Origin of the sequence: Streptomyces sp. NBC_00726 (genome assembly GCF_045161735.1) — a bacterium.
In the GTDB taxonomy this organism is placed as follows: Bacteria; Actinomycetota; Actinomycetes; order Streptomycetales; family Streptomycetaceae; genus Streptomyces.
Genome location: NZ_CP108983.1, coordinates 3,105,663 through 3,126,014 on the forward strand (window position 1 = coordinate 3,105,663; position 20,352 = coordinate 3,126,014).

Here is a 20,352-nt window from a genome sequence, read left to right on the forward strand (position 1 = left end):
AACGGCTGCATCATGATATTGAGCAGCCCGTCCAACCCACGGTGACGGGTCTCGCAAACACGTGCGAACATGACCCCGTTGTCCATAGCGGCCTGGGGGTCATGTCGTCGTGTTCGTACCGCACTTCACGCTCCCCGAGGAGTTGTTGCTGCTTGCGCACGATCCCGTCGAGGGGCGGGTCGCGTGCCGGACGTATTCGCTGCGGCTCGGGATCGCGGGGGCCGTGGCCGGTGAGTTGGTGCTGGCCGGGCGGGTTGAGGTGCGGGACGGGAAGATCGTCGCGTCCGGTGCGCCGGTGACCGGGGACTCGTTTCTCGACGCGGCGCTGGCCGGGGTCGCCGGCCGTCGCAAGGGGCACAGGCTTCAGCGGTGGGTGCGTGATACCGCGGGGGTGAAGACCAGTGCGGGCAGGACGGACGAGGTGTGGCGTCACCGGCTCGTCGCGCGCGGGGCCCTGCGCGAGGAGCGCACCCGGACCCTGGGGGTCATCGCGCAGCGCCGCCATGTCGTGGGGCCGGACGACCGGACGTCCCCCGCGCGTGAGCGGGTGTCCGCCGTGGCGCACGGGGCGACCGGCGACGAGCGCGCACGGATGCTGGCCGCGCTCGTCGGGGCGACGGGGCTGGCCGAAAACGTGCTGCCGGGGGACGGGTTGTCCCAGCAGCGCATCGAGGTGACGGCCTCCGCCGGGCAGGACCCCATAGCCCGGGCCGTAGGGGACCTGGTCCGCGAGCGGGAGGCGACGCCGGGGCGCGCACGCGGCGGTGAGTCGCTGCCCGAGAGCACGGGCCCGGGCTGGAATCCGCTGAGCTGGATCTTCGACGGTGACGGCAGCGATGGCGGCGGGGACTGAGGGCGGGCTCGGTCCGCGTCGTAACCTCGCGTCCATGCACAGCAGCCTGACAGCGCACGCGCGATGCCTGTACGGGGACGAGTACGGGCCCACCCCCGCGTGCGGGTCGGCACACGACGAGCACTACTTCATCGAGGAGCTGACGTTCGCCGACGCGGGCGCCATCCTCGCCATGCTGCATGAGCTGGCCCCGAACATCGTGGACGGCTATCTGCCCGTGTGGGTCCGCAACTTGGCCTATCGGCTGGTGCTGTTGCAGCGGCCGGACGAGCCGGAGCTCCTGCGGGAGGCGGCTCAGAATCTGTGGCTGCACGGGCCCGACTGGGATGACGTGGCCGCCGGACTGGTGAAGCGGGCCGATGCGCTGGAGGCGTCGAGCTGAAAGTTCGCCGAGGCGGTGCGGGCACCCGGGCAGGTGTTCACTCGAACGAGGTAATTGACCGTTCGTTCCAATATCGCCTACGCTCTTCGATGTGGGCAGGACCAAGGAATTCGATCCGGAGGCCGCGCTGCAAGCGGCCCTTGAGCTGTTCTGGCAGCGCGGCTACGAAGCGACGTCGATAGCCGACCTTGTCGAACATCTCGGCATCGGCCGGGCCAGCATCTATGCCACCTTCGGCAACAAGCACGAGCTGTTCCTGAAGGCGTTGGACCGTTACGCGGAGGGGCGCGATCCGCTCCTTCTCGCGGAACTGTCCCAGCCGGGGCCGGCCCTGCCCGCGGTGCGGACCGTGGTGCGCCGCTTCGCCGAAGAGGCCACATCACTGGAGGCGCGGCTGCACGGATGCCTCATCACCAACACCGCTTCCGAGCTGGCACCGCATGACACGGCGGCGGCCCGCCGGGTCGAGGTCAGCTGGGAGCATCTCGAAACGCCGCTGCACTCCGCGCTCATACGGGCCCAGGCCCAGGGCGAGTTGCCGGGGGACCGCGACCCGCGCGCGCTGGCCCGCATGCTGCTCGTCCTGCTCCAGGGCATACGGGTCGTCGGCAAGGCGTCCAGCGATCCCTCCCGGGTACGGGAGGCCGCCGAGCAGGCCCTGTCGATGCTGGACTGAACCCTGCCTGCCGCTGGCCGGGCCGGCCGGGCCGGACCCGATCTCGCACGGCCAAATAATGGAACGATCGGTTCAATAAAAGTGTTCAGCACTGGCCCTACAGAGGAGTTGTGGAAGTGAACCGCTTCATCGGCAGGTCTGTCCTCGTCACCGGTGCCGGCTCCGGCCTCGGCCGTGCCACCGCGCTCGCCTTCGCCGCCGAAGGCGCGTCGGTGGCGGTCGCGGGGCGGACCCGGGCATCCCTGGACGAGACCGTGCGGCTCATCGAGGTGAGCGGCGGGACGGCCGCCGCGGTCGAAACCGACGTCACCGACTCGGAGCAGGTCCGCCGCCTGGTCGAGGGGACCGCGGACCGCTTCGGAGGACTCCACATCGCGGTCAACAACGCCGGAATACTCCGGGGTTCCGGCCCGGCGGCGGACGTGAGCGAGGAGGACTGGGACGCGGTGCTACGGACCAATGTCACCGGTGTCTGGCTGGCGATGAAGCACGAGATCGCCCACATGCGTGCCCATGAGGGCGGCGCCATCGTCAACATCGCTTCCAATCTCGGGGCCCACTTGCGGATACCGAACGCCGCCGCCTACATCACGTCGAAGGCCGCCGTCTCCGCGCTGAGCCGCGCCGCGGCGCTCGACCACATCCACGAGGGCATCCGCATCAACGCCGTCAGCCCGGGAGCCTCCGAGGCACCCATGTCCCTCCGCCCGGGCGAGACCGGGACCGACCGGGCGGAACGGGTGAAGTCACAGAACCCGCTCGGCAGGCTCGCGAAGGCCGAGGAGGTGGCGGCCGCGGTGCTGTACCTGGCGTCGCCCGCCGCCGGGGCGGTCGTCGGCACGGACCTGGTCATCGACAGCGGGGCGGCGGCGTGAGGGGCGGTGGGCACTCGGGGCGGCGGCCGGTGCCCGGAGTGGCGGCCGGTGCCCGGCGGCACGGCCTAGCATCGGGGGCCCACCGATCACTGGAGTGAGCCGTCATGACCTTGTCGCCGCGTATCGGGGTCGTCATCGTGACCATGGGGACCCGGCCCCGGGAGCTCGAGGCGTTGCTTGCGTCCGTGGCCAAGCAGGATGTTCCGGCGGCCCGTGTGGTGTTGGTGGGCAACGCGACCTCGTTGGAGGACGTTTCGACCGATGTGCTCGGCGTGGCGGGCACGCCCGGTGCGACCGGGGTGACCAAGGTGCCGCTCGCGGAGAATCTGGGGTGTCCCGGGGGCCGGAACGTGGGGCTTGAGCTGCTGCGGGACGGGGACGAAGTCGATGTCGTGGTCGAGCTGGACGACGACGGGCTGCTCATCGCCACGGACGTGTTCCGTGAGGTGCGGCGGCAGTTCGCGGAGGATCCGAGGCTGGGGATCATCGGATTCCGGGTCGCCGACGAGCACGGGCGGACCGAACGGCGCTGGGTGCCGAGGCTGCGGGCGGGCGATCCGATGCACGGGGGGCCGGTGACCGCGTTCCTGGGTGGCGGGCACGCGTTCTCGATGCCGATGCTCCGGCAGACCGGGCTGTGGCCGGGGGAGTTCTTCTTCGGGCACGAGGAGTCGGACCTCGCGTGGCGGGCGCTGGACGGCGGCTGGGAGATCCGTTACGTGCCGACGCTCGTCCTCCAGCATCCTCGGACGTCGCCGGCCCGGCACGCCGTCTACTACCGGTTCACCGCGCGGAACCGGGTGTGGCTCGCGCGCAGGCGGCTCCCCGCGCCGCTGATCCCGGTCTATCTCGGCGTGTGGATCGCGCTGGCCATGCTGCGGATGCGCTCGCTGACGGGGCTGAGGGCGTGGTGGGGCGGGTTCGCCGAGGGGGTCAGGACGCCGGCCGGGGAGCGGGCGCCGATGAGCTGGCGGACGGTGTGGCGGATGACCCGCCTGGGAAGGCCGCCGGTGTTGTGAGACGGGGGTGCGGCTGAAGCGTTTTCCGGGGCGGGCGGCCTCCGCCGGGTGGCCCCGGGGCGGCCGCCGCCGCCCCGGGGGCCCGTTGGGTCACGTCGAGCAAGTGACCGTCGGCCAGGTCCAGCTGCCGTTGGACTGGACGGTGACACCGAAGTTGTTGCCGTTGCCGTTGGGTTTGGCGGTCAGCACCTGGGCGCTGGGGTAACTGGCGGTGATGTTCCAGGTGGAGAGGATCTTCTCCGGGGACGGGACGTTCATGGTCACGGTCCAGTTGCTGGAGCCCGAGACCGCGACGTTGAGGTTGTAGCGGTCGCCCCACTTCTCACCCGCGGAAAGGGTGGCGGTGCATCCGTTGTTGCCGCCGCCGGTGTTGCCACCGCCGTTGTCACCGCCGCCGGACGTGCTGCCCAGCGTGATGCTGGAGCTGCCGCTGCTCTGGTAGCCCTCGGTGGCCATGATCATGTAGTTGAAGCTGCCGAGGTTCATCCCGTGCTGGGCCCAGGCATCGAAGTGGTTGCCGGTGGTGATGGTGCCTCCGGTCCGCTTGGACTGGCGGACGCTCCAGTACTGCTTGAACGTCTTGGTTCCCTCGATCGAGGGGGCGTTGGTCCGGGTCGTCTCGTAGATGTCGTACGTGCCGCCGTCGCTGGTGACCGTGCCCTTGAAGGTCCCGGTGGGCCGGTACGTACCCCAGTTGTCGACGATGTAGTACTCCACCAGCGGGTTCTGCGACCAGCCGTAGAGGGCGAGGTAGGCGTTGCCCGAGGGATTGAAGGAGCCGGAGTACGTCACGCTGCGGCGGCCGCCGGTGCTCCAGCCCTTCCCGGCCACGAAGTTGCCGGTGTTGCTCCAGGACGTTCCGTAACTGCCGCCGGAGCCGAGGTTCATGGAGACGGTGCCGGGGCTGTCCGTCCAGAACGAGTAGTAGTAGCCGTTGTTGGTCCCCGTCTGGTTCGAGGTGACGGTCGTGTCGGCGGTGGCGGTGCCGGGCAGGGCGATCGCCGCGGCGACCGCGATCACCAGGGCGAAGGCGCTGCGGATGAACAGCCGTAGGCCGTTCACAGGTCTGGGGCGGCTCGTCGGATGTGCGGGGGTTGCGTACATGGGGATGTCCTCCTCGTCCCGTGAGCAGGTGGGTGTCGGCCGGCCGGGGGGCCTGCCGACGGCGCTCAGTGTTGGACCGCCCCCTGGGGGTGTCAATACTTTCGGCATTAGTTGCGAAACCTTCGATTACCAATGCCGTCAAGGAAGTTGGAGAACATGGCAGCTCAACAGCCATCATTGAGTCGGCAGTCCGGGCGGAATGCGGATGTGAGCGAGAGGTTCATTCGAAGCGGATGGCATTCATTTCGAAAGTTTCGGTACGTTGAGGCCGCTGATCAGCCTCTAGGGTTTGGCACGTGGTGGTCAGTGAAGAAGTACGGGCGGGCGCAGGCGAGTCGGTGGACGAGCCGGGGTGGCGGGCCCACCGTGTGCCGCTGGTCTCCGTCACGGTCGCGCTGCCGCTGTACGCCGTGTGGGCGGCCGTCCTGGCCACCGGCGGCGGTGACCTCGCCGCGCAGCTCGCCTGGTCCGGGTTCACCGCGCGCCACCCGGGATCGGCGTACAACCTGTCCTGGTACGGAGGGACGCACACCGCGAACTACAGCGTCCTCTCCTCGTACGCGATGGCTCTCGTCGGCGTCCGCACGGTGTCCGTCGCCTCCGGGCTCGCCGCCACCTGGCTGCTGGCCCGCCTCTTCGTCCGTACGGGGATGCGCCGCCCGCTCCCGCCCGCGCTGCTCGGCGCGTTCGCGCTGTGGTGCAACGTCGCGTCGGGGCGTACGACCTTCGCGCTCGGCGTGGCCGTCGGGCTCGTCGCCTGCCGGTACGTCCACCGGGCCGTGGTGGCCGGCGTCGCCGGGACGCTGGCGGCCATGGCGAGCCCGGTGGCCGGGCTCTTCCTGGTCGTCGTGGGCGCCGCGTATCTGCTCGACCGGCGGTGGCGCGCGGGCGCGGTCCTGATGGTCCCGTTCTTCGTGGTCGTCGGCGTGACGACGCTGCTGTTCCCGTTCCGGGGCGAGCAGCCCATGCACGGGGGCCGGGTGTGGATGCCGGTCCTGGTCTGCGCGGTGCTCGCGGCGGCGGCGCCCCGGACGCGGGAGTGGCGGCCGGCGCGGTACGGGGCGGTGGTGTACGCGGTCGGTGTGGTGCTGACGTTCCTCATCGCGTCCCCGATCGGTACGAACGTCGAGCGGCTGCTCGGCCTGGTCGCCGTGCCCGTGCTGTGCGCGGCGGTCCTCGACACGGTCCGGGCCGGGGCCCGGGTGCGTACGGGGTTCCTGGCCGCCGCCCTCGTGCTCTCCGGGTGCTGGCTCGTCGACAAGACCGTGGACGACCTGCGCGTCTCCACCCCCGTGCCGGCCTGGGCGTCCCGCACCGAGGGGGTCGTCGCCGCGCTCGACCGGCTGGGCGCGGACCGGGTCCGCGTCGAGGTCGTCCCCGCGCGCAACCACCGCGAGGCCGCCGTCCTCGCCCCGCACGTGAACATGGCCCGGGGCTGGAACCGCCAGCTGGACGTCGAGCGCGGGCGCCTGTTCTACGAGGGCGAGCTCACCCCGGACCGCTACCGCGCCTGGCTCGACCGCTGGGCCGTGGGCCTCGTCGTCCTGCACCACGGGCGGCCGGACGGGCCCGCGGAAGCCGAAGCGGCCCTGGTCAGGGGCGGGTTGCCGTGGCTGGACGAGGTGTGGGAGGACGACGGCTGGACGGTCTACCGGGTCCGCGAGGCGACCCCGCTGGCGCCCCCGCCCGCCACGGTCACCGGCGGCGGCGACGCGGATCTGGTCCTGCGCATGGAGCGGGCCGGCTCGGTGACCGTGCGGATCGCCCACTCCCCCTGGCTCCGCGTGCACGGGCCCGCGGGAGCCTGCCTGCGGCAGGACGGCGAGTGGACGCGGCTGACGGTACGGAAGCCGGGGACGTACCGGCTGGACTCGGCGTACGGGCTCGGCCGCTTCGCGGGGCGCGGCTGCTGAGACCGGGCCCCGGAGCGTAGGCCCTCAGCGGCGGGCCCGGACCGTGAGCCCGCCGGGCCGGGCCCGCGCTCCGCACCGCCCCCGTGAGATCCCCGCAACACCCGGGCAATGAAATACGGCGGAAACACGCGGGGTCCCTCGCCGAAACGCGAGGCGGTCACGCTCGCAGTCGCTCCCACCGCTCCCCGCCCCGAGGAGGGACCCCGTGACCCCCGTGACCGTGGCCGCGTCCGGCCTGGATACCGGCGATACCGCCTGGCTGCTCGCCGCCACCGCACTCGTTCTGCTGATGACGCCCGGGCTGGCGCTGTTCTACGGCGGCATGGTCCGTACGAAAAGCGTCCTCAACATGCTGATGATGAGCTTCGTCTCGATCGCGCTGGTCACCGTGGTCTGGCTGGTCGCGGGCTATTCGCTGGTCTTCGGCGACGACGCGTTCGGCGGGCTGGTGGGGAACCTGGCGCACCTGGGCCTCGCGGACATCGGGCCGGACGCGCTGACCGGCGGGGTGCCGACGCTGCTGTTCACGACCTTCCAGCTCACCTTCGCGATCATCACGGCGGCGCTGATCAGCGGTGCGGTGGCGGACCGTACGAAGTTCACCGCGTGGCTCGTCTTCGTACCGGTGTGGACGCTGCTCGTATACGCACCCGTCGCGCACTGGGTCTGGGGGCCCGGCGGCTGGATCAAGGATGCGCTGGGGGCGCTCGACTTCGCGGGCGGGCTCGTGGTGGAGATCGCGTCCGGGGCGTCGGGGCTGGCACTGGCGCTCGTGGTGGGGCCGCGCATCGGATTCCGGAAGGACGCGATGCGCCCGCACAACCTGCCGATGGTGATGCTCGGCGCGGGTCTGCTCTGGTTCGGCTGGCTCGGTTTCAACGGCGGCTCCGCGCTCGCCGCGAACGGGATCGCCGCCGCCTCGATGCTGAACACGGTCGTCGCGGGCTGCACCGGACTGCTCGGCTGGCTCTTCGTGGAGCAGCGGCGCGACGGACACCCCACCACCTTCGGCGCGGCGTCGGGCGCGGTCGCCGGGCTGGTCGCGATCACCCCGGCCTGCGGCACGGTCTCCCCCGTGGGCGGGGCGGTGGTCGGGCTCGCGGCCGGTGTCGTCTGCTCGTACGCGGTCGCGTGGAAGTTCCGCTTCGGGTACGACGACGCGCTCGACGTCGTCGGGGTGCACTTCGTCGGGGGCGTCGTCGGCACCCTGCTCATCGGCCTGTTCGCGACCGCCGCGATGACCGGCGGCGCGGAGGGCCTGTTCTACGGGGGCGGCGCGGCCCAGCTCCTGAAGCAGGCGGTGGCCGTGGTCGCGGTGGCGGCGTACACCTTCCTCGTGACGTACGGGATCGCTAAGGCGATCGACCGGCTGATGGGCCTGCGGGCCGGCGCGGAGGAGGAGGTCACGGGCCTCGACCAGACGCTGCATGCGGAGAGCGCCTACGATCACGGCGCGCTGGGTCACGCGGCCCCGCAGTCGGCGCTCCCGAGGGACAGGAAGACCGCTCCATGAAGCTCATCACCGCCGTCATACGCCCGCACCGCCTGGACGAGGTCAAGACCGCGCTCCGGGAGGTCGGCGTCCAGGGCCTGACCGTCACCGAGGCCGGTGGCTACGGCCGCCAGCACGGGCACACCGAGGTGTACCGGGGCGCCGAATACCGCGTCGACCTGGTGCCCAAGGTCCGCGTCGAGGCGGTCGTGGACGACGCGGACGAGGAGACGGCCGTCGACGCGATCGTCCGGGCCGCCCGGACCGACCGCATCGGCGACGGCAAGGTGTGGGTCCAGCACGTCGAGACGCTGGTGCGGGTCCGCACGGGCGAGCGGGGGGCGGACGCGCTGTAGGAACAGCCGGGCGCTCAACAGCGGCGGCGGGCATGGGCCGTTCCCCACATGACCAAGCCGGACGCGAGGCTTTCGCGTAGGTGCGCGTCGCTCGCGGCCCGGTCGGCGCCGGGGGCGAGCGGTGCGGCCACCAGGCAGACCCGGCACGGTGCGCCCGTGCCGAGCAGCACCAGCCAGTCCCGTGGCGGCGGGGGAAGTGCCATCACGTACCTGTCATGGCCGTAGTCGAGGACGGCTCGCCCACGATGGACCGCGATCCGGGCGCCGATCACCGGCGGTGGTTCGCCGCCGGGCCCGAGCCGCAGGGCCGCCGCGAGGCGTCTCATGCCGTGCTCGACGGCCTCGGCCGTCTCGTTCGCCCGGCGGGGGCCCGGGTGAGTGAGGAGGAGTTGAGCGAGATCGCCCGTATCCCCTCGGCACATACCGGTCACCGCCGCGACGGACGCGACGAATCCGGGGCCCAGGGGCACGTCGATGTCGGCTTCCGGAAGACGTGACGCGATCACGGCGCCTTCACCTCCGCCCATACGGCCTTGCCGAACGGAATGTCGCAGACGCCCCAGGCATCGGGGCACAGGGCGTCAAGGATGATCAGGCCGCGCCCCCGCTCCCGCTCGTACGACAAGGGCTTGAGCCGGGGGTGCTTGCGGACCGGGTCGTGCACCTCGATTCGCGTCCGCTTCTCGTCGGCGTCGAGCACGACGCGTACGGAGTCGCCGGGCTCGGTGCCGTAGCGGATCGAGTTCGAGACCAGCTCGCACGTGACCAGGACGACCGTCTCGACGTGGTCTTCGGATACGCCCGGAACGTGGTACGGAACGAACTCACGCACGAAGTTCCTTGCGGCTTTGGCGGATTGGGGCTCGCCTGCGAGTAACAGAACCGGCGGCGGGCCGACTGGTGGTGCACAACAGGCAGATGAAACGGACTGCCACTGTTCGATCATGCGTGTCCCCTCACGGGTGGGCCTCAGAGCGCGCGCAGCGCACAGCTCACCCTCGCTATCTGCACATCTCGCCACTCAAAGTTGCCCCATATGCGGGCTGACATGCAACCAGAACTGAGTATCGCGCAAAATTTGCACGCCTACTTGAGGTGAGAGCATCACTGTCCGTGTGTGGGTGACATTGGTCGGCGCATCACGGCAGACTGTGCAGCAGCCACTGAATGAGAGGGCAGGAGTGAGCACACCTACAGTGCGGCGACGACGCCTCGGCGCGAAGCTGCGCGCGCTGCGCGGTGAACTCACCCTCAAGGAGGTCACCGAGCAGTCGAAGGGCCGCTTCGCATACTCGAAGCTGTCGCGAATCGAGACTGCTCGCAGCGCGCCCAAGATGCAGGACATCGGCGCCCTGCTCGACCTGTACGCCAACCTCGGGCGAGAGGTGAGCAGTGAACTTCGCGCGGCCTTGATGATGCTGGCCAAGGAGGACGATCAGCGCGGTTGGTGGCACTCCTACCGGGGCGTCATCTCACCCGTGTACGAGGACCTGATCAGTCTTGAGGCCGAGGCGCACTCGGTTTCGGTATGGCACCTGGGAGCAATCCCCGGCCTGCTTCAAACCGGCGACTACGCCCGCGAACTGATCCGCGTACTGGCCCTGACCGAGGTACCCGTCGACGCCTTGGTCCAGGTCCGCCTTGCGCGACAGATGGTGCTCACCCGAGAGGAGCCGCTCACGTTGCGCGCGATCGTCGCCGAACAGGCGCTGCGCTCGACGTCCAGCGTGGACGGCCTGATGCACGAGCAACTCGGCCGACTGCTCGCCATGGGCAAGCGGCCGAATGTCAGCATTCAGGTGGTGCCCGCCAACGCCGCTCTTCACGTCGGCCAGCTGGAGAGCTTCAGCGTGCTGCACTTCGGTCCGCACACGGACCTTGATGTCGTTCACGCCGAGGGGCTTACCTCGGCTCTGTACATCGAGGAACGTGAGCAAGTGGCCGCATACAGAGATGCCTCGCAGCAGCTGGCCTCCGTCGCGCTCCCGGCCGAAGAGTCGGCGCAGCTGATCGCCTCGATCAGGAAGGACGCCTGAGCCGCCGGCCCCGCCCGGCCGTGACCTGCGGAACCCCCTTCGCCGCCTCCGTCGGAGCCGGGCAGTTCGGCGGCGGGCTGTAGGCCGGCCGAAGAAGTGCGCACACCGTCGCCCGGCCGGGAAAACCCCGGCCGGGCGTCTTCGTGTCAGAGCCGCGCCGTCAGGCGCGTCTTCGTCTCCGGCCACTCGTCCGCGAGCAGCGAGAAGTACACCGTGTCGCGCCAGCTTCCGTCCGGGCGGCGGCGGTGGCGGCGCAGGATGCCCTCGTGGCGGGCGCCGAGGCGGGTTATCGCCTGCTGGGAGCGCTCGTTGAGGTGGTCGGTCTTCAGCTGGACGCGGCCCATGCCCAGGTCCTCGAAGGCGTGGGTGAGCAGGAGGAGCTTGGTCTCCGTGTTCACCGCCGAGCGCCAGTACGCGCGGCCGTACCAGGTGGAGCCGATCTCCAGGCGTTCGTGGGCCGCGTCGATGTCCAGGAAGGACGTCCAGCCGACGGCCCGCCCGGTGGCCAGGTGGACGACGGCGAAGGGGACGTATGTCGCGTTCGCGAGCATCGCATCGAGCGCGGCCGCCATGTCCTGACGGGTGCGGGGCACCGGGCCGCCGAGCCAGCGCCAGACCTCGTCGTCGTCCCCGCCGGCGGCGAAGAGGTCGTCCAGATGGGCCGGGGCGAGCGGTTCGACGCGGACATGGCGGCCGGTCAGGGTCACGGGGATGGGGTGCGTGGCGGTCATGCCCGTAAGCCTACCCTCGTACGTACTAGCGTCAAACAGTTTATGCACTAGTACGTATTCCCGGCGTCCTCCGTGTCCGCCTCGCCCTCGCGGCCGGCCGCCGCGCGCATGGCCGCCGCCATCGCGCGGATCTCGGGCAGCTCGTCGTACAGCGCCTGGCCGGGGCAGCTCGTCCGGTACGTGTCGCGGTGGCCGGAGATGACGTTCAGCACGGCCACCTCGCCCTTGGGATAGCGGCTGGCGTCGTTGGTCGAGCGCAGCCGCACCTTGCCGCGCGGGTCCTCGCCGGGGCTCAGCTTCCACGCCGCGAGGGTCGCCAGGGCCCGCACGACGGGGGCCGGGACCTTCTCGCCGTCGCGGTAGTCACCGAGCACCGCGATGCCCACGCTGTCCGCGTTGAAACCGGTGGTGTGGGCGCCGCGCACCGAGCGGGTGATGCCGCCGGCCCGGCCCTCGTAGATCGTGCCGCACCGGTCGACCAGGAAGTTGTAGCCGATGTCGTCCCAGCCCCGGCCCTTGATGTGGGCCTCCTCGACGTTCCGGATCAGCTCGGGCGCCTCGGCGCAGTCGTAGTCGTTCGTCTCGCCCGTGTGATGGACGAAGACCGCGCGGACCGCGCCCGTGTAGACGGCGCGTTCCCGGACGATGGACTCGTCCGCGTGCCAGGCCGTCCGGCTGACGATCACGGGCTGCGGCGCGGCCACCGCCCGGGCGCGGGGGGCGGCGGGCGGCTCGGCCAGGATGTGGGGCACCGGGGCGTCCCGCGGCACCAGCAGAGCCAGCGGGAGGACCGCGGCACCCAGCCATATTCGGTGAGGCCACATGGCTCCACCCTGCGGCTATCCCGCCGGGCGCGCAGATGAGGTGGCCGATCGGGTGAAATCGCCCCGGGCGGGGAATAGGGCCTTTCCCGGAAGGCGCCATTCCCCGGGCCGCGTCCGGGCACGCCCCGTACGGCGATACCCTGGGGGCAGCAGCGGGCCGGTGACGGCCACTGCGCGGCGGTGGGGCCCGCCGTACCCGAACCGCGAGCGTTCACACGCCGCCAACGGTCCCTACTTGCGCAGACGCGCGCCCGTAACCGGCGGGCGCCCCGGCAGGTAGGAGACGTATGCCCGGCATCCTCACGAAGAACCCGCAGACCGCCGTCGTCGCCGTGGTCGCGCTCGGCGGCGCCACCGGCGCGTCCGCCCGCTACGGCGCCGGGCTGCTGTGGCCCACCGCGGCCGGCGGCTTCCCCTGGACGACCCTCGTGGTCAACGTCATCGGCTGCGCGGTCATCGGCGTGTTCATGGTGGTGATCAGCGAGGTGTGGGCGGCGCACCGGCTGGTGCGGCCGTTCTTCGGGACCGGGGTCCTCGGCGGGTTCACCACCTTCTCGACGTACGCGGTCGACATCGAACAGCTCGTGTCCGAGGACCGGGCCGGCGCCGGACTGGTCTATCTCGGAGTAACACTGCTCGCGGCCCTCGCGGCGGTGTGGAGTGCGGTGTGGCTGACACGCCGCGCACTGGCGTGGAGGCAGGCATGACGACACCCATGACCGAACCGGGGCTGCGGCTGACCGTGCTGGTCGGCGAGTCCGACAGCTGGCACCACCGGCCCGTCTACACGGAGATCGTGCACCGGGCGCACGCCGCCGGGCTGTCCGGCGCCAGCGTCTTCCGGGGCATCGAGGGCTTCGGCGCCCACTCGATGATCCACACCCAGCGGCTGCTGTCCCTGAGCGAGGACCTGCCGGTGGCGGTGGTGATCGTGGACGCGGAGGAGGCGGTACGGGCCTTCCTGCCGGAGATCGCCGAGCTGACCGACGGCTGCCCGGTCACGCTGGACGCCTGCGAGATCGTACGGAACCCCGGGATACAGGGGGATCAGGGGTGAACTGGCTGCTCGTGATGGCCGGGGCGGCGGTCGGCGCCCCGATGCGCTATCTCACCGACCGGGCCGTGCAGTCCCGCCACGACACGGTGTTCCCGTGGGGGACGTTCACCGTCAACATCGCCGGCTGCCTGATCCTGGGCACACTGACCGGCGCGGTGGCGGCCGGGGCGGCCTCCTCGCACCTTCAGCTGCTGCTCGGGACCGGGCTGTGCGGGGCGCTGACCACGTACTCCACGTTCAGCTACGAGACGCTGCGGCTCGCGGAGGACGGGGCCGGGTTCTACGCGGCGGCCAACGTCGTGGTCAGCGTCGTCGCGGGCCTCGGCGCGGCCTTCGCGGGCGTCACGCTCGCCGAGGCCCTCTGGGCCTGACCCGGCGCTCGGAGGGCGGCGCGGTGATGGTGACGGGCACGCCGGAGGGGGCCTGCGCGCCGGTGATCCGGCGCAGCTCCTCGCTGCCGGAGCGGACCTCCGCGATCTTCGGGGTGATGCCCGCCTCGGCCATCAGCCGGGTCATCTCGCGGCGCTGGCTGGGCAGCACCAGGGTGACGACGCTGCCGGACTCCCCGGCCCGGGCGGTGCGGCCGCCCCGGTGCAGATAGTCCTTGTGGTCGGCCGGCGGGTCGACGTTGACGACGAGGTCCAGGCTGTCGATGTGGATGCCGCGCGCCGCGACGTTGGTCGCGACCAGGACCGAGACGTGCCCGGTCTTGAAGCGCTCCAGGGTGCGGTTGCGCTCCGGCTGCGACTTGCCGCCGTGCAGGGCGGCCGCCCGGACCCCGCTGTGGAGGAGATGGGCGGTCAGCTCGTCCACCGCCTGCTTGGTGTCCAGGAACATCAGCACCCGGCCGTCGCGCGCCGCGATCTCCGTCGTGGTGGCGAACTTGTCGGAGGGGCGTACGTAGAGCACATGGTGCTCCATCGTCGTCACGGCGCCCGCCGCCGGGTCCACCGAGTGGACGACCGGGTCGTTCAGATAGCGCCGGACGAGCAGGTCGACGTCCCGGTCCAGGGTCGCCGAGAACAGCATGCGCTGGCCGCCCAGCGGGATCTGGTTGAGCAGCTGGGTGACCTGGGGCATGAACCCCAGATCGGCCATCTGGTCCGCCTCGTCCAGCACCGTCACCTCGACCCGGTCGAGCACGCAGTCACCGCGCTCGATGAGGTCCTTGAGGCGGCCCGGGGTGGCGACGACGACATCGGTGCCGCCGCGCAGCGAAGCCGTCTGGCGGCCGATCGACATCCCGCCGACGACGGTCGCCAGGCGCACCCGCAGCGGCTTCGCGTAAGGGGTCAGCGCGGCGGTCACCTGCTGGGCCAGCTCGCGGGTGGGGACCAGGATCAGGGCGCGCGGACGGCGGGCCTCCGCCCGGTGCCCGGCCGTGCGGGCGAGCACCGCCAGGCCGAAGGCGAGGGTCTTCCCGGAACCGGTGCGGCCCCGGCCCAGCACATCGCGCCCGGCCAGCGAGTTGGGCAGGGTGGCCGCCTGGATCGGGAACGGCTCGGTGACCCCTTGCGCGGTCAGCGCCGCCAGCACCGCGTCCGGCAGGTCCAGGTCCGCGAAGGCGGCGACGGGGGGCAGCGCCGGGGTCTCGGTCCGCGGCAGCTCGTACTCGCCCTGCCGCGCCACGGGCTTGCGGCCCTTCCCGCCGAAGCGGCGGTCGGCGGCCGCGGGGCGGCCGGCGCCCCGGGTGCGGAAACCGCCGCCCGCGCGGGAGCCCGGGGCGCCTTGGCCCCGGGAGCGGGAGGAGCGGTCGTGGGGGCGGGGAGTGCGGTCGCGGCTCAAGCGGAACCTTTTCGTCGGGGGATGCGCGTTCATCGGGGGATGCGCGGCGTTCCCGCGGCTCTTTCCGATGGTAACCGGGGCGGGTGCGGGGCGCCGGGCCCGGAAACAACGCCCTGGACAAGGACACTGACCGGCCGGTCAGTTGATGACTGCCCGGGCAGGGGCCATAATGTGCGGGTAGCCCTTCACGCATCCCCCGTCGTGAAGGGCTACACCCCTTTGTGGGCACGCGGCGGCGGCGCGCACCGGCGTCTTCACGGGCAAGGGACTCCCCTCGTGGCCCCCTGCCCATGTTTTTTCGAGTTAACAGTGACGTAGAGTGTTTGCGCAAGCCCGCTCCGGACACCGGATGAGAATGCTCCGGATCACGCCACCTCCGGTCTCCCGCCCCCGGGAACGTGGTCGGGCGTTCGTTACAGTACGAGCCCGTTGACCGAATCGAGCGCCGCCCGGGGCCGGACAGGGGTCCGCGGCGGACGTGAACGTGGGGGCCGGATGGACAACGGCGTAGAGCGCGCGCCGGAGCTGCGGACGCTGCGCCAGAAGGTCGAGTACATGGTCGAGAAGACCTTCCCCGGCCGGAAGATCTCGGGCCGGTTCTTCGCCGACCTGGTCAGGGAGCGCGGCGGATCGCTCTCGCACAGCTACTTCTCCAACATCCTGGCCGGCAAGGTGACCCAGCCGTCCGAGGAGATCCTGAAGGCGCTCGGCCTGGGCTTCGGCGTGGACTGGCGGTTCTTCAAGGAGGAGTCCGAGGTCGTGGACGACGTCGTGGCCGGGCTCCAGTTCCTCGCCAAGCGGCGGACGGGCGAGATCAGCGGGCTCGCCGGGCGCGGGCTCGACGAGGAGGGGCTGCCGCCGGAGCTGCTCCGGTTCGCGATGTCCCTGCTGCGGGACGCCGAGGAGCGCACGCCCCCGGCCGGCGGCGGACAGCAGGGCTGAGCCGTGTCCCTGCGGAAGCTGCGACGGGAGTGCGAGGAGGGGCTGGCGGGGCTGCCGCTGCCCTCGCCGTTCTCCCTGCCCGGCCTGGTGGCCAACATGGAGGCGGCCCGGGGCCGGACCATCGTGCTGCACGAGATGCCCGACCGGCTGGCGCGCGTCAACGCCGCCTGCGGGCTGCGCCTGAAGAGCGGGGACACCAGCTTCGTGCTGTACCGCCGGCGCCCGACCGCGTACCAGACCCAGCACGTCATCCTGCACGAGCTGTGCCACGAGTGGTTCGACCACGGCACCTCGCTCGACGCGGAACAGCTCCGGCGGCTGCTGCCCGTCTTCGACACCTCGCTCATCGCCCGGATGGTCGGCCCGGACGCGGTGCTCGCCCCGGACGCCGTGCAGGCGCGCGCGCAGTACGACACCCACGACGAACGCATGGCCGAATTCGGTGCCTCGCTGATCCCCCGGATGGCCCGGGACGTCACGAGCGATGACATGGTGGGGCGGCTCGCCAACTCGCTCTCGCGCCCGGTCGCCCACCGCCGCGGCGGCCTGTTCCGGCGTACGTGACACCCGTACCGCCCGACCGCACTCCCCACACCCGAGGACGTCCGCCGTGACCCCGCTCGACCTCGCCGGCTATCTCATAGCGGGCCTGATGACAGCCGTCGCCCTGTGGCGCATGCCGGCCGCCCTGTGGGGTGACGAGGAGGACCGGCGCCGCCGGGCGCTGTGGGGGTGTTACGCGGGATTCGCGCTGGCGCTCTGGACGAAGACCCGGTTCGTACGCGTCGGGCTCAACAACAGCCCGGTGACCGACCTGTCCGTCCTCATCAAGCACTACACCGCGACCATCGCGATTCTGGCCATTCTCAGCTACATCGTGGCGATCTACGGCCGGTACGAGGACGAGGGCGGCATCCCCCGGCACGTGCGGTTCGCCCGGCTCATCCAGCAGGTCGCGGCCAAGGCGTCGGCCGCCACCCTGGTGCTGCTCACCGTGCTGTTCTTCACCGTGGTCGACCGCTCCACGCCCTCGGACCGCTTCGTCGCGGACCACGCCGGGCAGTGGGGCGCCACGCTGTACATGAGCGTGTTCTACCTCTACCTCGGCGCCGCGTCCGCCGTCTGCGCGTACCAGTGGGCGCTGGCCACCGGGAGCGCCCGGATGCGCCATCTGCGCGTCGGGCTCGGGATGATGACGTTCGCCATGTTCATCGGCGTCGGCTACACCGTCAGCCGGACGCTGTTCCTCTGGGTCAGCGTCGTGGACCGGCCGAGCGAGTCCTTCGCGCTGGACTTCGACGAGGTCACCGAGGCCGCCCAGGTCGTCCTGTTCCTCTTCTTCGCGGTCGGCGCCTCCATCCCGGCCCTGAGCAACGTCCGCCGCCGCGCCAAGCTCTGGCGGGCGCAGGCCCGGCTGCACGGCCTCTGGTACGCGCTGATGACCGCCTTCCCGGACCAGCCCTTCGAGCCGCCGCGCCCGCTGCTCCGGGAGCTGACGCGCTTCGACACGCCCGCCGACCTGCGCGTCGACCGCTGGGCCGCGGACATCGCGGACGCGGTCGAGAAGCTGCGCCACTATGTGCCGGACACCCTGCTGCCCGCCGCCGAGGCCGCCGCCGGGGCCGGTTCCGGCTCGCCGCTCACCGACGCGTACTGGATCAGGGCGGCGCTGACCGCCCGGGACGCCGGGGCGCCGGCCGGGGAGGCGGCGGCCTTCTCCACCCGGCACGCCACCGACCAGGACGACGAGGTCGCCTGGCTGGTCCGGGTCGCGGCGGCCTACCGGACGGTGACCCCGGAGCGGGCCCGCCAGATCCTCGACAGCTGTGACCCCGCGGGCAGGGAGCAGCCGGCATGACCACCACCGACACCACAGCCGCCTCCGGCCACGCCCTCGCGCGGCGGGTGACCGATGTCCTCCAGCCCCGCAATGTGCTCCTCGTCGGCATGCTCGCCATCGGGCTCGCGGCGGCCGGGAAGTGGACCGGGCTGCTCTGGGGGCTGCTCGGCGCGCTGTGCGCGGGGATCGTGCCGGCCGGGTACATCGAGTGGGAGCGGGGGCGCGGCACCTGGGGCGACCGGCATGTCGTGGACCGCACCAAGCGGGCGCCGATCTTCTTCGTGATCCTGGGCTCCATCGGCACCGGTTCGGCGGTCATGGTGCTGGGCGGGGCGCCCACCGGCATCCTGGCCGCGATGCTGGCGCTGTGGGCGATGACGGTCGTGCTGCTGGCGGTCAACACGGTGTGGAAGATCTCCGTGGACGCCTCGGTGGCCTCGGCGGTGGTCGCCCTGTCCGCCGCCGTCCACTCGCCGTGGTGGCTCTGCGGGTACGCGATGGCGGCCGCGGTCTCCTGGTCGCGGGTGGCGCTCGGCTATCACACGGTCGGCCAGGTCGCGGCGGGGACGGCGCTGGGGGCGGCGACGGCCGCGGTGTTCCTGTTCGTCTGACCGGGGGCGCGGTACGCCGGTGGCGGCGGGGCAGGGGTACGTGGGTGGCGGCGGGCCCCGCTCAGAGCTCCGGGGGTACGTCCTCCGGTCCCTCCCGGGTCCGTGAGGCCATGACGGCGATGTCGTCCTCGGCGCCGGGGCCGAAGCGTTCCAGCACCCGGTCCAGGAAGGTCTCCAGATCGCCGTCGTCCGGCAGGGTCAGCTCCCCCAGCCGGGCGACGCTCTCGTCGATGTCCTCGCCGCGCCGCTCCACGAGCCCGTCGGTGTACATGAAGAGCACCGTGCCCGGGCCGCACTCCATCACCGTCGACCGGTAGCCGCCGAAGCCGGTGCCGAGCGGCGGGGCCGCCGGTACGTCGCAGATCCGGGTGCCCGCCGGGCCCGGGTCGAGGAAGACCGGCGGCAGATGGCCCGCGCTCGCCACCTCGCACAGCTCGCCGTCCGCGTTGACCACGGCGAGCAGACAGGTCGCCGCCCGGTCGATCCCGGAGCGCTCCACCATCCGGTCCAGCTGTTCCAGGATGCGGTGGGGGGGCAGCTGCTCGTCGGCGAGGAGGCGCAGCAGCGAGCGGTAGTGGCTCATCGCGACGGCCGCCTCCACGCCGTGCCCCATGACATCGCCCATCGCCTTGAGGTGCCGCCCGTCGGGCAGCGGGATGACGTCGAACCAGTCGCCGCCCACCAGGACGCTGCGGTCGGCCGGCAGATAGCGGGTGGCGACCTCGATGTGCGGGTGGGGCGGCCGGGGCTCGGAGAGCAGGGAGCGCTGGAGCTCCAGGGCGATGGTGTGCTCGTGGGTGAAGCGGCGGGCGTGGTCGAGATGGACGGCGGCCCGCCCGGCGAGCTCCCGGGCCACCAGCACGTCGTCGTCCGAGAAGACGGGCGAGCCGCCGCCCCGGAACAGCCCGAGCGCGCCGATCGGGGCGCCGCGCACGGAGACGGGCACCGCGACCGCCGAGTGCAGCCCGAGGTCCCGGTAGGCGTCGGCCCATTCGGGGGTCGGGGCGGAGCGGTTGACCTGGTCGTCGTCCGTGAGGTTCTCGACGATGGGCTGGTCGCCGGCCAGGCAGCGCGGTACGGCGGCCTCCTCCTGGTGGTCGACGTAGTCACCGGTCGCGCCGAACCGCGTGATGCCCGGGCTCAGCCCCCGTACCGCCGCCATCGCCGCACGCCGCAGCCGCACGACGCCGGGCGGGGCGGGGCGGACCGGCGGGGCGACGTCCCGGGGGAAGATCTCCACGATGGCGACGTCGGCGAGCCCCGGCACCACGAGGTCGGCCAGCTCGGCGCAGGTGGTGTCCATGTCGAGGGTGGTGCCGATGCGGGTGTTCGCGCTGTCGAGGAGGGACAGATGGCGCTGGGCCTGGGCGAGCCGGCGCTGTTCGTCGTCGGCCATGACCTCCAGCACGATCCCGACGACGCCGACGCCCCGGCCGTCCACCTCCAGGCGGTGGTAGGCCCCGTGCCAGTAGACCCGGGCGGTCCCGGACTCGGCGGGCAGCCGGCCGCTGGAGGTGACCTCGCGGGCCCGGCCGTCCGCGAGCACGGCGCGCATCAGGTCCTCGCGGGCGTCGATGTCGGGCATCACCTCGCTGGGGCGGCGGCCGATGTGGGCGGCGGGCGGGATGCCGTTGTGGCGTACGAGGGACGGGTTGACGTACAGATAGCGCAGCTCGGTGTCGAACACGGCCACGCCCGCCGTCGTGCCGTCGAGCACGGCGGCGAGCGCCGTGACGTCGATGGACGGCGGATGGTGGGCGTGCACCGGCAAGACGAACCTCCTGGGGCGGGGCGCGGGCCGCCTGCTGCCCGGCCCTTCATCCTCGGTCGCCCCGCGCACTCCCGCATCCGCAGAC

At 71.9% G+C, this 20,352-nt stretch carries 23 protein-coding genes; 16 read left to right on the forward strand and 7 right to left on the reverse strand.

What is annotated here, in order from left to right; genetic code table 11:
• The first annotated feature begins 109 nt into the window (after positions 1-109).
• The 5 genes from OG338_RS13800 to OG338_RS13820 all read left to right on the forward strand — a co-directional run bounded on the left by OG338_RS13800 (position 110) and on the right by OG338_RS13820 (position 3,805).
• Positions 110-853, forward strand: coding sequence for a GPP34 family phosphoprotein (locus OG338_RS13800; protein ID WP_405937618.1), 744 nt, complete (start codon positions 110-112; stop codon positions 851-853).
• A 34-nt stretch (positions 854-887) separates the two neighbouring features.
• Entirely contained in the window at positions 888-1,235 is a 348-nt protein-coding gene (locus OG338_RS13805; protein WP_405937619.1) for a hypothetical protein, read from the forward strand.
• A 91-nt stretch (positions 1,236-1,326) separates the two neighbouring features.
• Positions 1,327-1,911 carry a TetR/AcrR family transcriptional regulator gene (locus tag OG338_RS13810; protein WP_405937620.1) on the forward strand — a complete coding sequence of 195 codons (585 nt, stop codon included), beginning with the start codon at positions 1,327-1,329 and terminating at the stop codon, positions 1,909-1,911.
• Positions 1,912-2,027: 116 nt separating this feature from the next.
• Positions 2,028-2,786 (forward strand): SDR family NAD(P)-dependent oxidoreductase, encoded by a 759-nt coding sequence (locus OG338_RS13815; protein ID WP_405937621.1) that lies wholly within the window; start codon positions 2,028-2,030, stop codon positions 2,784-2,786.
• A gap of 104 nt (positions 2,787-2,890) precedes the next feature.
• Entirely contained in the window at positions 2,891-3,805 is a 915-nt protein-coding gene (locus OG338_RS13820) for a glycosyltransferase family 2 protein (protein WP_405937622.1), read from the forward strand.
• Positions 3,806-3,895: 90 nt separating this feature from the next.
• Here OG338_RS13820 and OG338_RS13825 read toward each other — a convergent pair whose 3' ends face one another.
• Positions 3,896-4,909, reverse strand: coding sequence for a glycoside hydrolase family 11 protein (locus tag OG338_RS13825; RefSeq protein ID WP_405937623.1), 1,014 nt, complete (start codon positions 4,907-4,909; stop codon positions 3,896-3,898).
• Between the two features lie 338 nt (positions 4,910-5,247).
• On the opposite strand from OG338_RS13825, the gene OG338_RS13830 reads away from it, so the two are divergent.
• The 3 genes from OG338_RS13830 (at position 5,248) to OG338_RS13840 (ending at position 8,670) form a co-directional block, all read left to right on the forward strand.
• Positions 5,248-6,822: a hypothetical protein gene (locus tag OG338_RS13830; protein ID WP_405940417.1), complete on the forward strand. Its 1,575-nt coding sequence runs from the start codon at positions 5,248-5,250 to the stop codon at positions 6,820-6,822.
• A gap of 205 nt (positions 6,823-7,027) precedes the next feature.
• Complete coding sequence (locus OG338_RS13835; RefSeq protein ID WP_405937624.1) at positions 7,028-8,335, forward strand: ammonium transporter; 1,308 nt, start codon at positions 7,028-7,030, stop codon at positions 8,333-8,335.
• Positions 8,332-8,670, forward strand: a complete 339-nt coding sequence (locus OG338_RS13840; protein WP_405937625.1) for a P-II family nitrogen regulator — start codon at positions 8,332-8,334, stop codon at positions 8,668-8,670. Before OG338_RS13835 ends, OG338_RS13840 begins: the two co-directional genes overlap by 4 nt.
• Before the next feature lie 14 nt (positions 8,671-8,684).
• On the opposite strand, the gene OG338_RS13845 is transcribed toward OG338_RS13840, so the two are convergent.
• A complete protein-coding gene (locus OG338_RS13845; protein ID WP_405937626.1) occupies positions 8,685-9,176 on the reverse strand; it encodes a hypothetical protein in 492 nt (163 codons plus the stop codon).
• Positions 9,173-9,616, reverse strand: a complete 444-nt coding sequence (locus OG338_RS13850; RefSeq protein WP_405937627.1) for an ATP-binding protein — start codon at positions 9,614-9,616, stop codon at positions 9,173-9,175. Before OG338_RS13850 ends, OG338_RS13845 begins: the two co-directional genes overlap by 4 nt.
• A gap of 235 nt (positions 9,617-9,851) precedes the next feature.
• Here OG338_RS13850 and OG338_RS13855 point away from each other — a divergent pair, with 235 nt between their 5' ends.
• Positions 9,852-10,706, forward strand: a complete 855-nt coding sequence (locus tag OG338_RS13855) for a DUF5753 domain-containing protein (RefSeq protein ID WP_405937628.1) — start codon at positions 9,852-9,854, stop codon at positions 10,704-10,706.
• 146 nt (positions 10,707-10,852) lie between these two features.
• On the opposite strand, the gene OG338_RS13860 is transcribed toward OG338_RS13855, so the two are convergent.
• Positions 10,853-11,437, reverse strand: coding sequence for a GNAT family N-acetyltransferase (locus tag OG338_RS13860; protein ID WP_405937629.1), 585 nt, complete (start codon positions 11,435-11,437; stop codon positions 10,853-10,855).
• 47 nt (positions 11,438-11,484) lie between these two features.
• A complete protein-coding gene (locus OG338_RS13865) occupies positions 11,485-12,261 on the reverse strand; it encodes a peptidoglycan recognition protein (protein WP_405937630.1) in 777 nt (258 codons plus the stop codon).
• A gap of 287 nt (positions 12,262-12,548) precedes the next feature.
• Between OG338_RS13865 and crcB (OG338_RS13870) the strand changes: the two genes are divergently transcribed.
• Genes crcB (OG338_RS13870) through crcB (OG338_RS13880) form a run of 3 tightly spaced genes read left to right on the forward strand, consistent with a single transcriptional unit; the run spans position 12,549 to position 13,689 of the window.
• Complete coding sequence (crcB, locus tag OG338_RS13870; protein WP_405937631.1) at positions 12,549-12,968, forward strand: fluoride efflux transporter CrcB; 420 nt, start codon at positions 12,549-12,551, stop codon at positions 12,966-12,968.
• A complete protein-coding gene (locus OG338_RS13875; protein ID WP_405937632.1) occupies positions 12,965-13,318 on the forward strand; it encodes a DUF190 domain-containing protein in 354 nt (117 codons plus the stop codon). The genes crcB (OG338_RS13870) and OG338_RS13875 overlap by 4 nt, the downstream gene beginning before the upstream one ends.
• Positions 13,315-13,689, forward strand: a complete 375-nt coding sequence (gene crcB / locus OG338_RS13880; protein ID WP_405937633.1) for a fluoride efflux transporter CrcB — start codon at positions 13,315-13,317, stop codon at positions 13,687-13,689. Before OG338_RS13875 ends, crcB (OG338_RS13880) begins: the two co-directional genes overlap by 4 nt.
• Here crcB (OG338_RS13880) and OG338_RS13885 read toward each other — a convergent pair.
• Positions 13,661-15,103 (reverse strand): DEAD/DEAH box helicase, encoded by a 1,443-nt coding sequence (locus OG338_RS13885; RefSeq protein ID WP_405937634.1) that lies wholly within the window; start codon positions 15,101-15,103, stop codon positions 13,661-13,663. The genes crcB (OG338_RS13880) and OG338_RS13885 overlap by 29 nt on opposite strands.
• A 495-nt stretch (positions 15,104-15,598) precedes the next feature.
• On the opposite strand from OG338_RS13885, the gene OG338_RS13890 reads away from it, so the two are divergent.
• The 4 genes from OG338_RS13890 to OG338_RS13905 are packed head-to-tail and all read left to right on the forward strand — an operon-like array spanning position 15,599 to position 18,496.
• Positions 15,599-16,045 (forward strand): hypothetical protein, encoded by a 447-nt coding sequence (locus OG338_RS13890; RefSeq protein WP_018102033.1) that lies wholly within the window; start codon positions 15,599-15,601, stop codon positions 16,043-16,045.
• Between the two features lie 3 nt (positions 16,046-16,048).
• On the forward strand, positions 16,049-16,609 hold the full coding sequence (locus tag OG338_RS13895) for a toxin (protein WP_405937635.1): 561 nt from the start codon (positions 16,049-16,051) through the stop codon (positions 16,607-16,609).
• A 46-nt stretch (positions 16,610-16,655) separates the two neighbouring features.
• Entirely contained in the window at positions 16,656-17,903 is a 1,248-nt protein-coding gene (locus OG338_RS13900; RefSeq protein WP_405937636.1) for an MAB_1171c family putative transporter, read from the forward strand.
• Positions 17,900-18,496, forward strand: a complete 597-nt coding sequence (locus tag OG338_RS13905) for a hypothetical protein (protein WP_405937637.1) — start codon at positions 17,900-17,902, stop codon at positions 18,494-18,496. Before OG338_RS13900 ends, OG338_RS13905 begins: the two co-directional genes overlap by 4 nt.
• 61 nt (positions 18,497-18,557) lie before the next feature.
• Here the strand turns inward: OG338_RS13905 and OG338_RS13910 are convergent, their stop codons facing one another.
• A complete protein-coding gene (locus OG338_RS13910) occupies positions 18,558-20,267 on the reverse strand; it encodes a SpoIIE family protein phosphatase (protein WP_405937638.1) in 1,710 nt (569 codons plus the stop codon).
• Between the last annotated feature and the right edge of the window lie 85 nt (positions 20,268-20,352).

Coding starts and splice junctions, on each gene's coding strand:
- OG338_RS13840 (WP_405937625.1), top strand. CDS start 8,332: ATGAAGCTCATCACCGCCGTCATACGCCCGCACCGCCTGGACGAGGTC.
- OG338_RS13825 (WP_405937623.1), bottom strand. CDS start 4,909: ATGTACGCAACCCCCGCACATCCGACGAGCCGCCCCAGACCTGTGAAC.
- OG338_RS13905 (WP_405937637.1), top strand. CDS start 17,900: ATGACCACCACCGACACCACAGCCGCCTCCGGCCACGCCCTCGCGCGG.
- OG338_RS13850 (WP_405937627.1), bottom strand. CDS start 9,616: ATGATCGAACAGTGGCAGTCCGTTTCATCTGCCTGTTGTGCACCACCA.
- OG338_RS13820 (WP_405937622.1), top strand. CDS start 2,891: ATGACCTTGTCGCCGCGTATCGGGGTCGTCATCGTGACCATGGGGACC.
- OG338_RS13860 (WP_405937629.1), bottom strand. CDS start 11,437: ATGACCGCCACGCACCCCATCCCCGTGACCCTGACCGGCCGCCATGTC.
- OG338_RS13875 (WP_405937632.1), top strand. CDS start 12,965: ATGACGACACCCATGACCGAACCGGGGCTGCGGCTGACCGTGCTGGTC.
- OG338_RS13865 (WP_405937630.1), bottom strand. CDS start 12,261: ATGTGGCCTCACCGAATATGGCTGGGTGCCGCGGTCCTCCCGCTGGCT.
- OG338_RS13890 (WP_018102033.1), top strand. CDS start 15,599: ATGGACAACGGCGTAGAGCGCGCGCCGGAGCTGCGGACGCTGCGCCAG.
- crcB (WP_405937631.1), top strand. CDS start 12,549: ATGCCCGGCATCCTCACGAAGAACCCGCAGACCGCCGTCGTCGCCGTG.
- OG338_RS13805 (WP_405937619.1), top strand. CDS start 888: ATGCACAGCAGCCTGACAGCGCACGCGCGATGCCTGTACGGGGACGAG.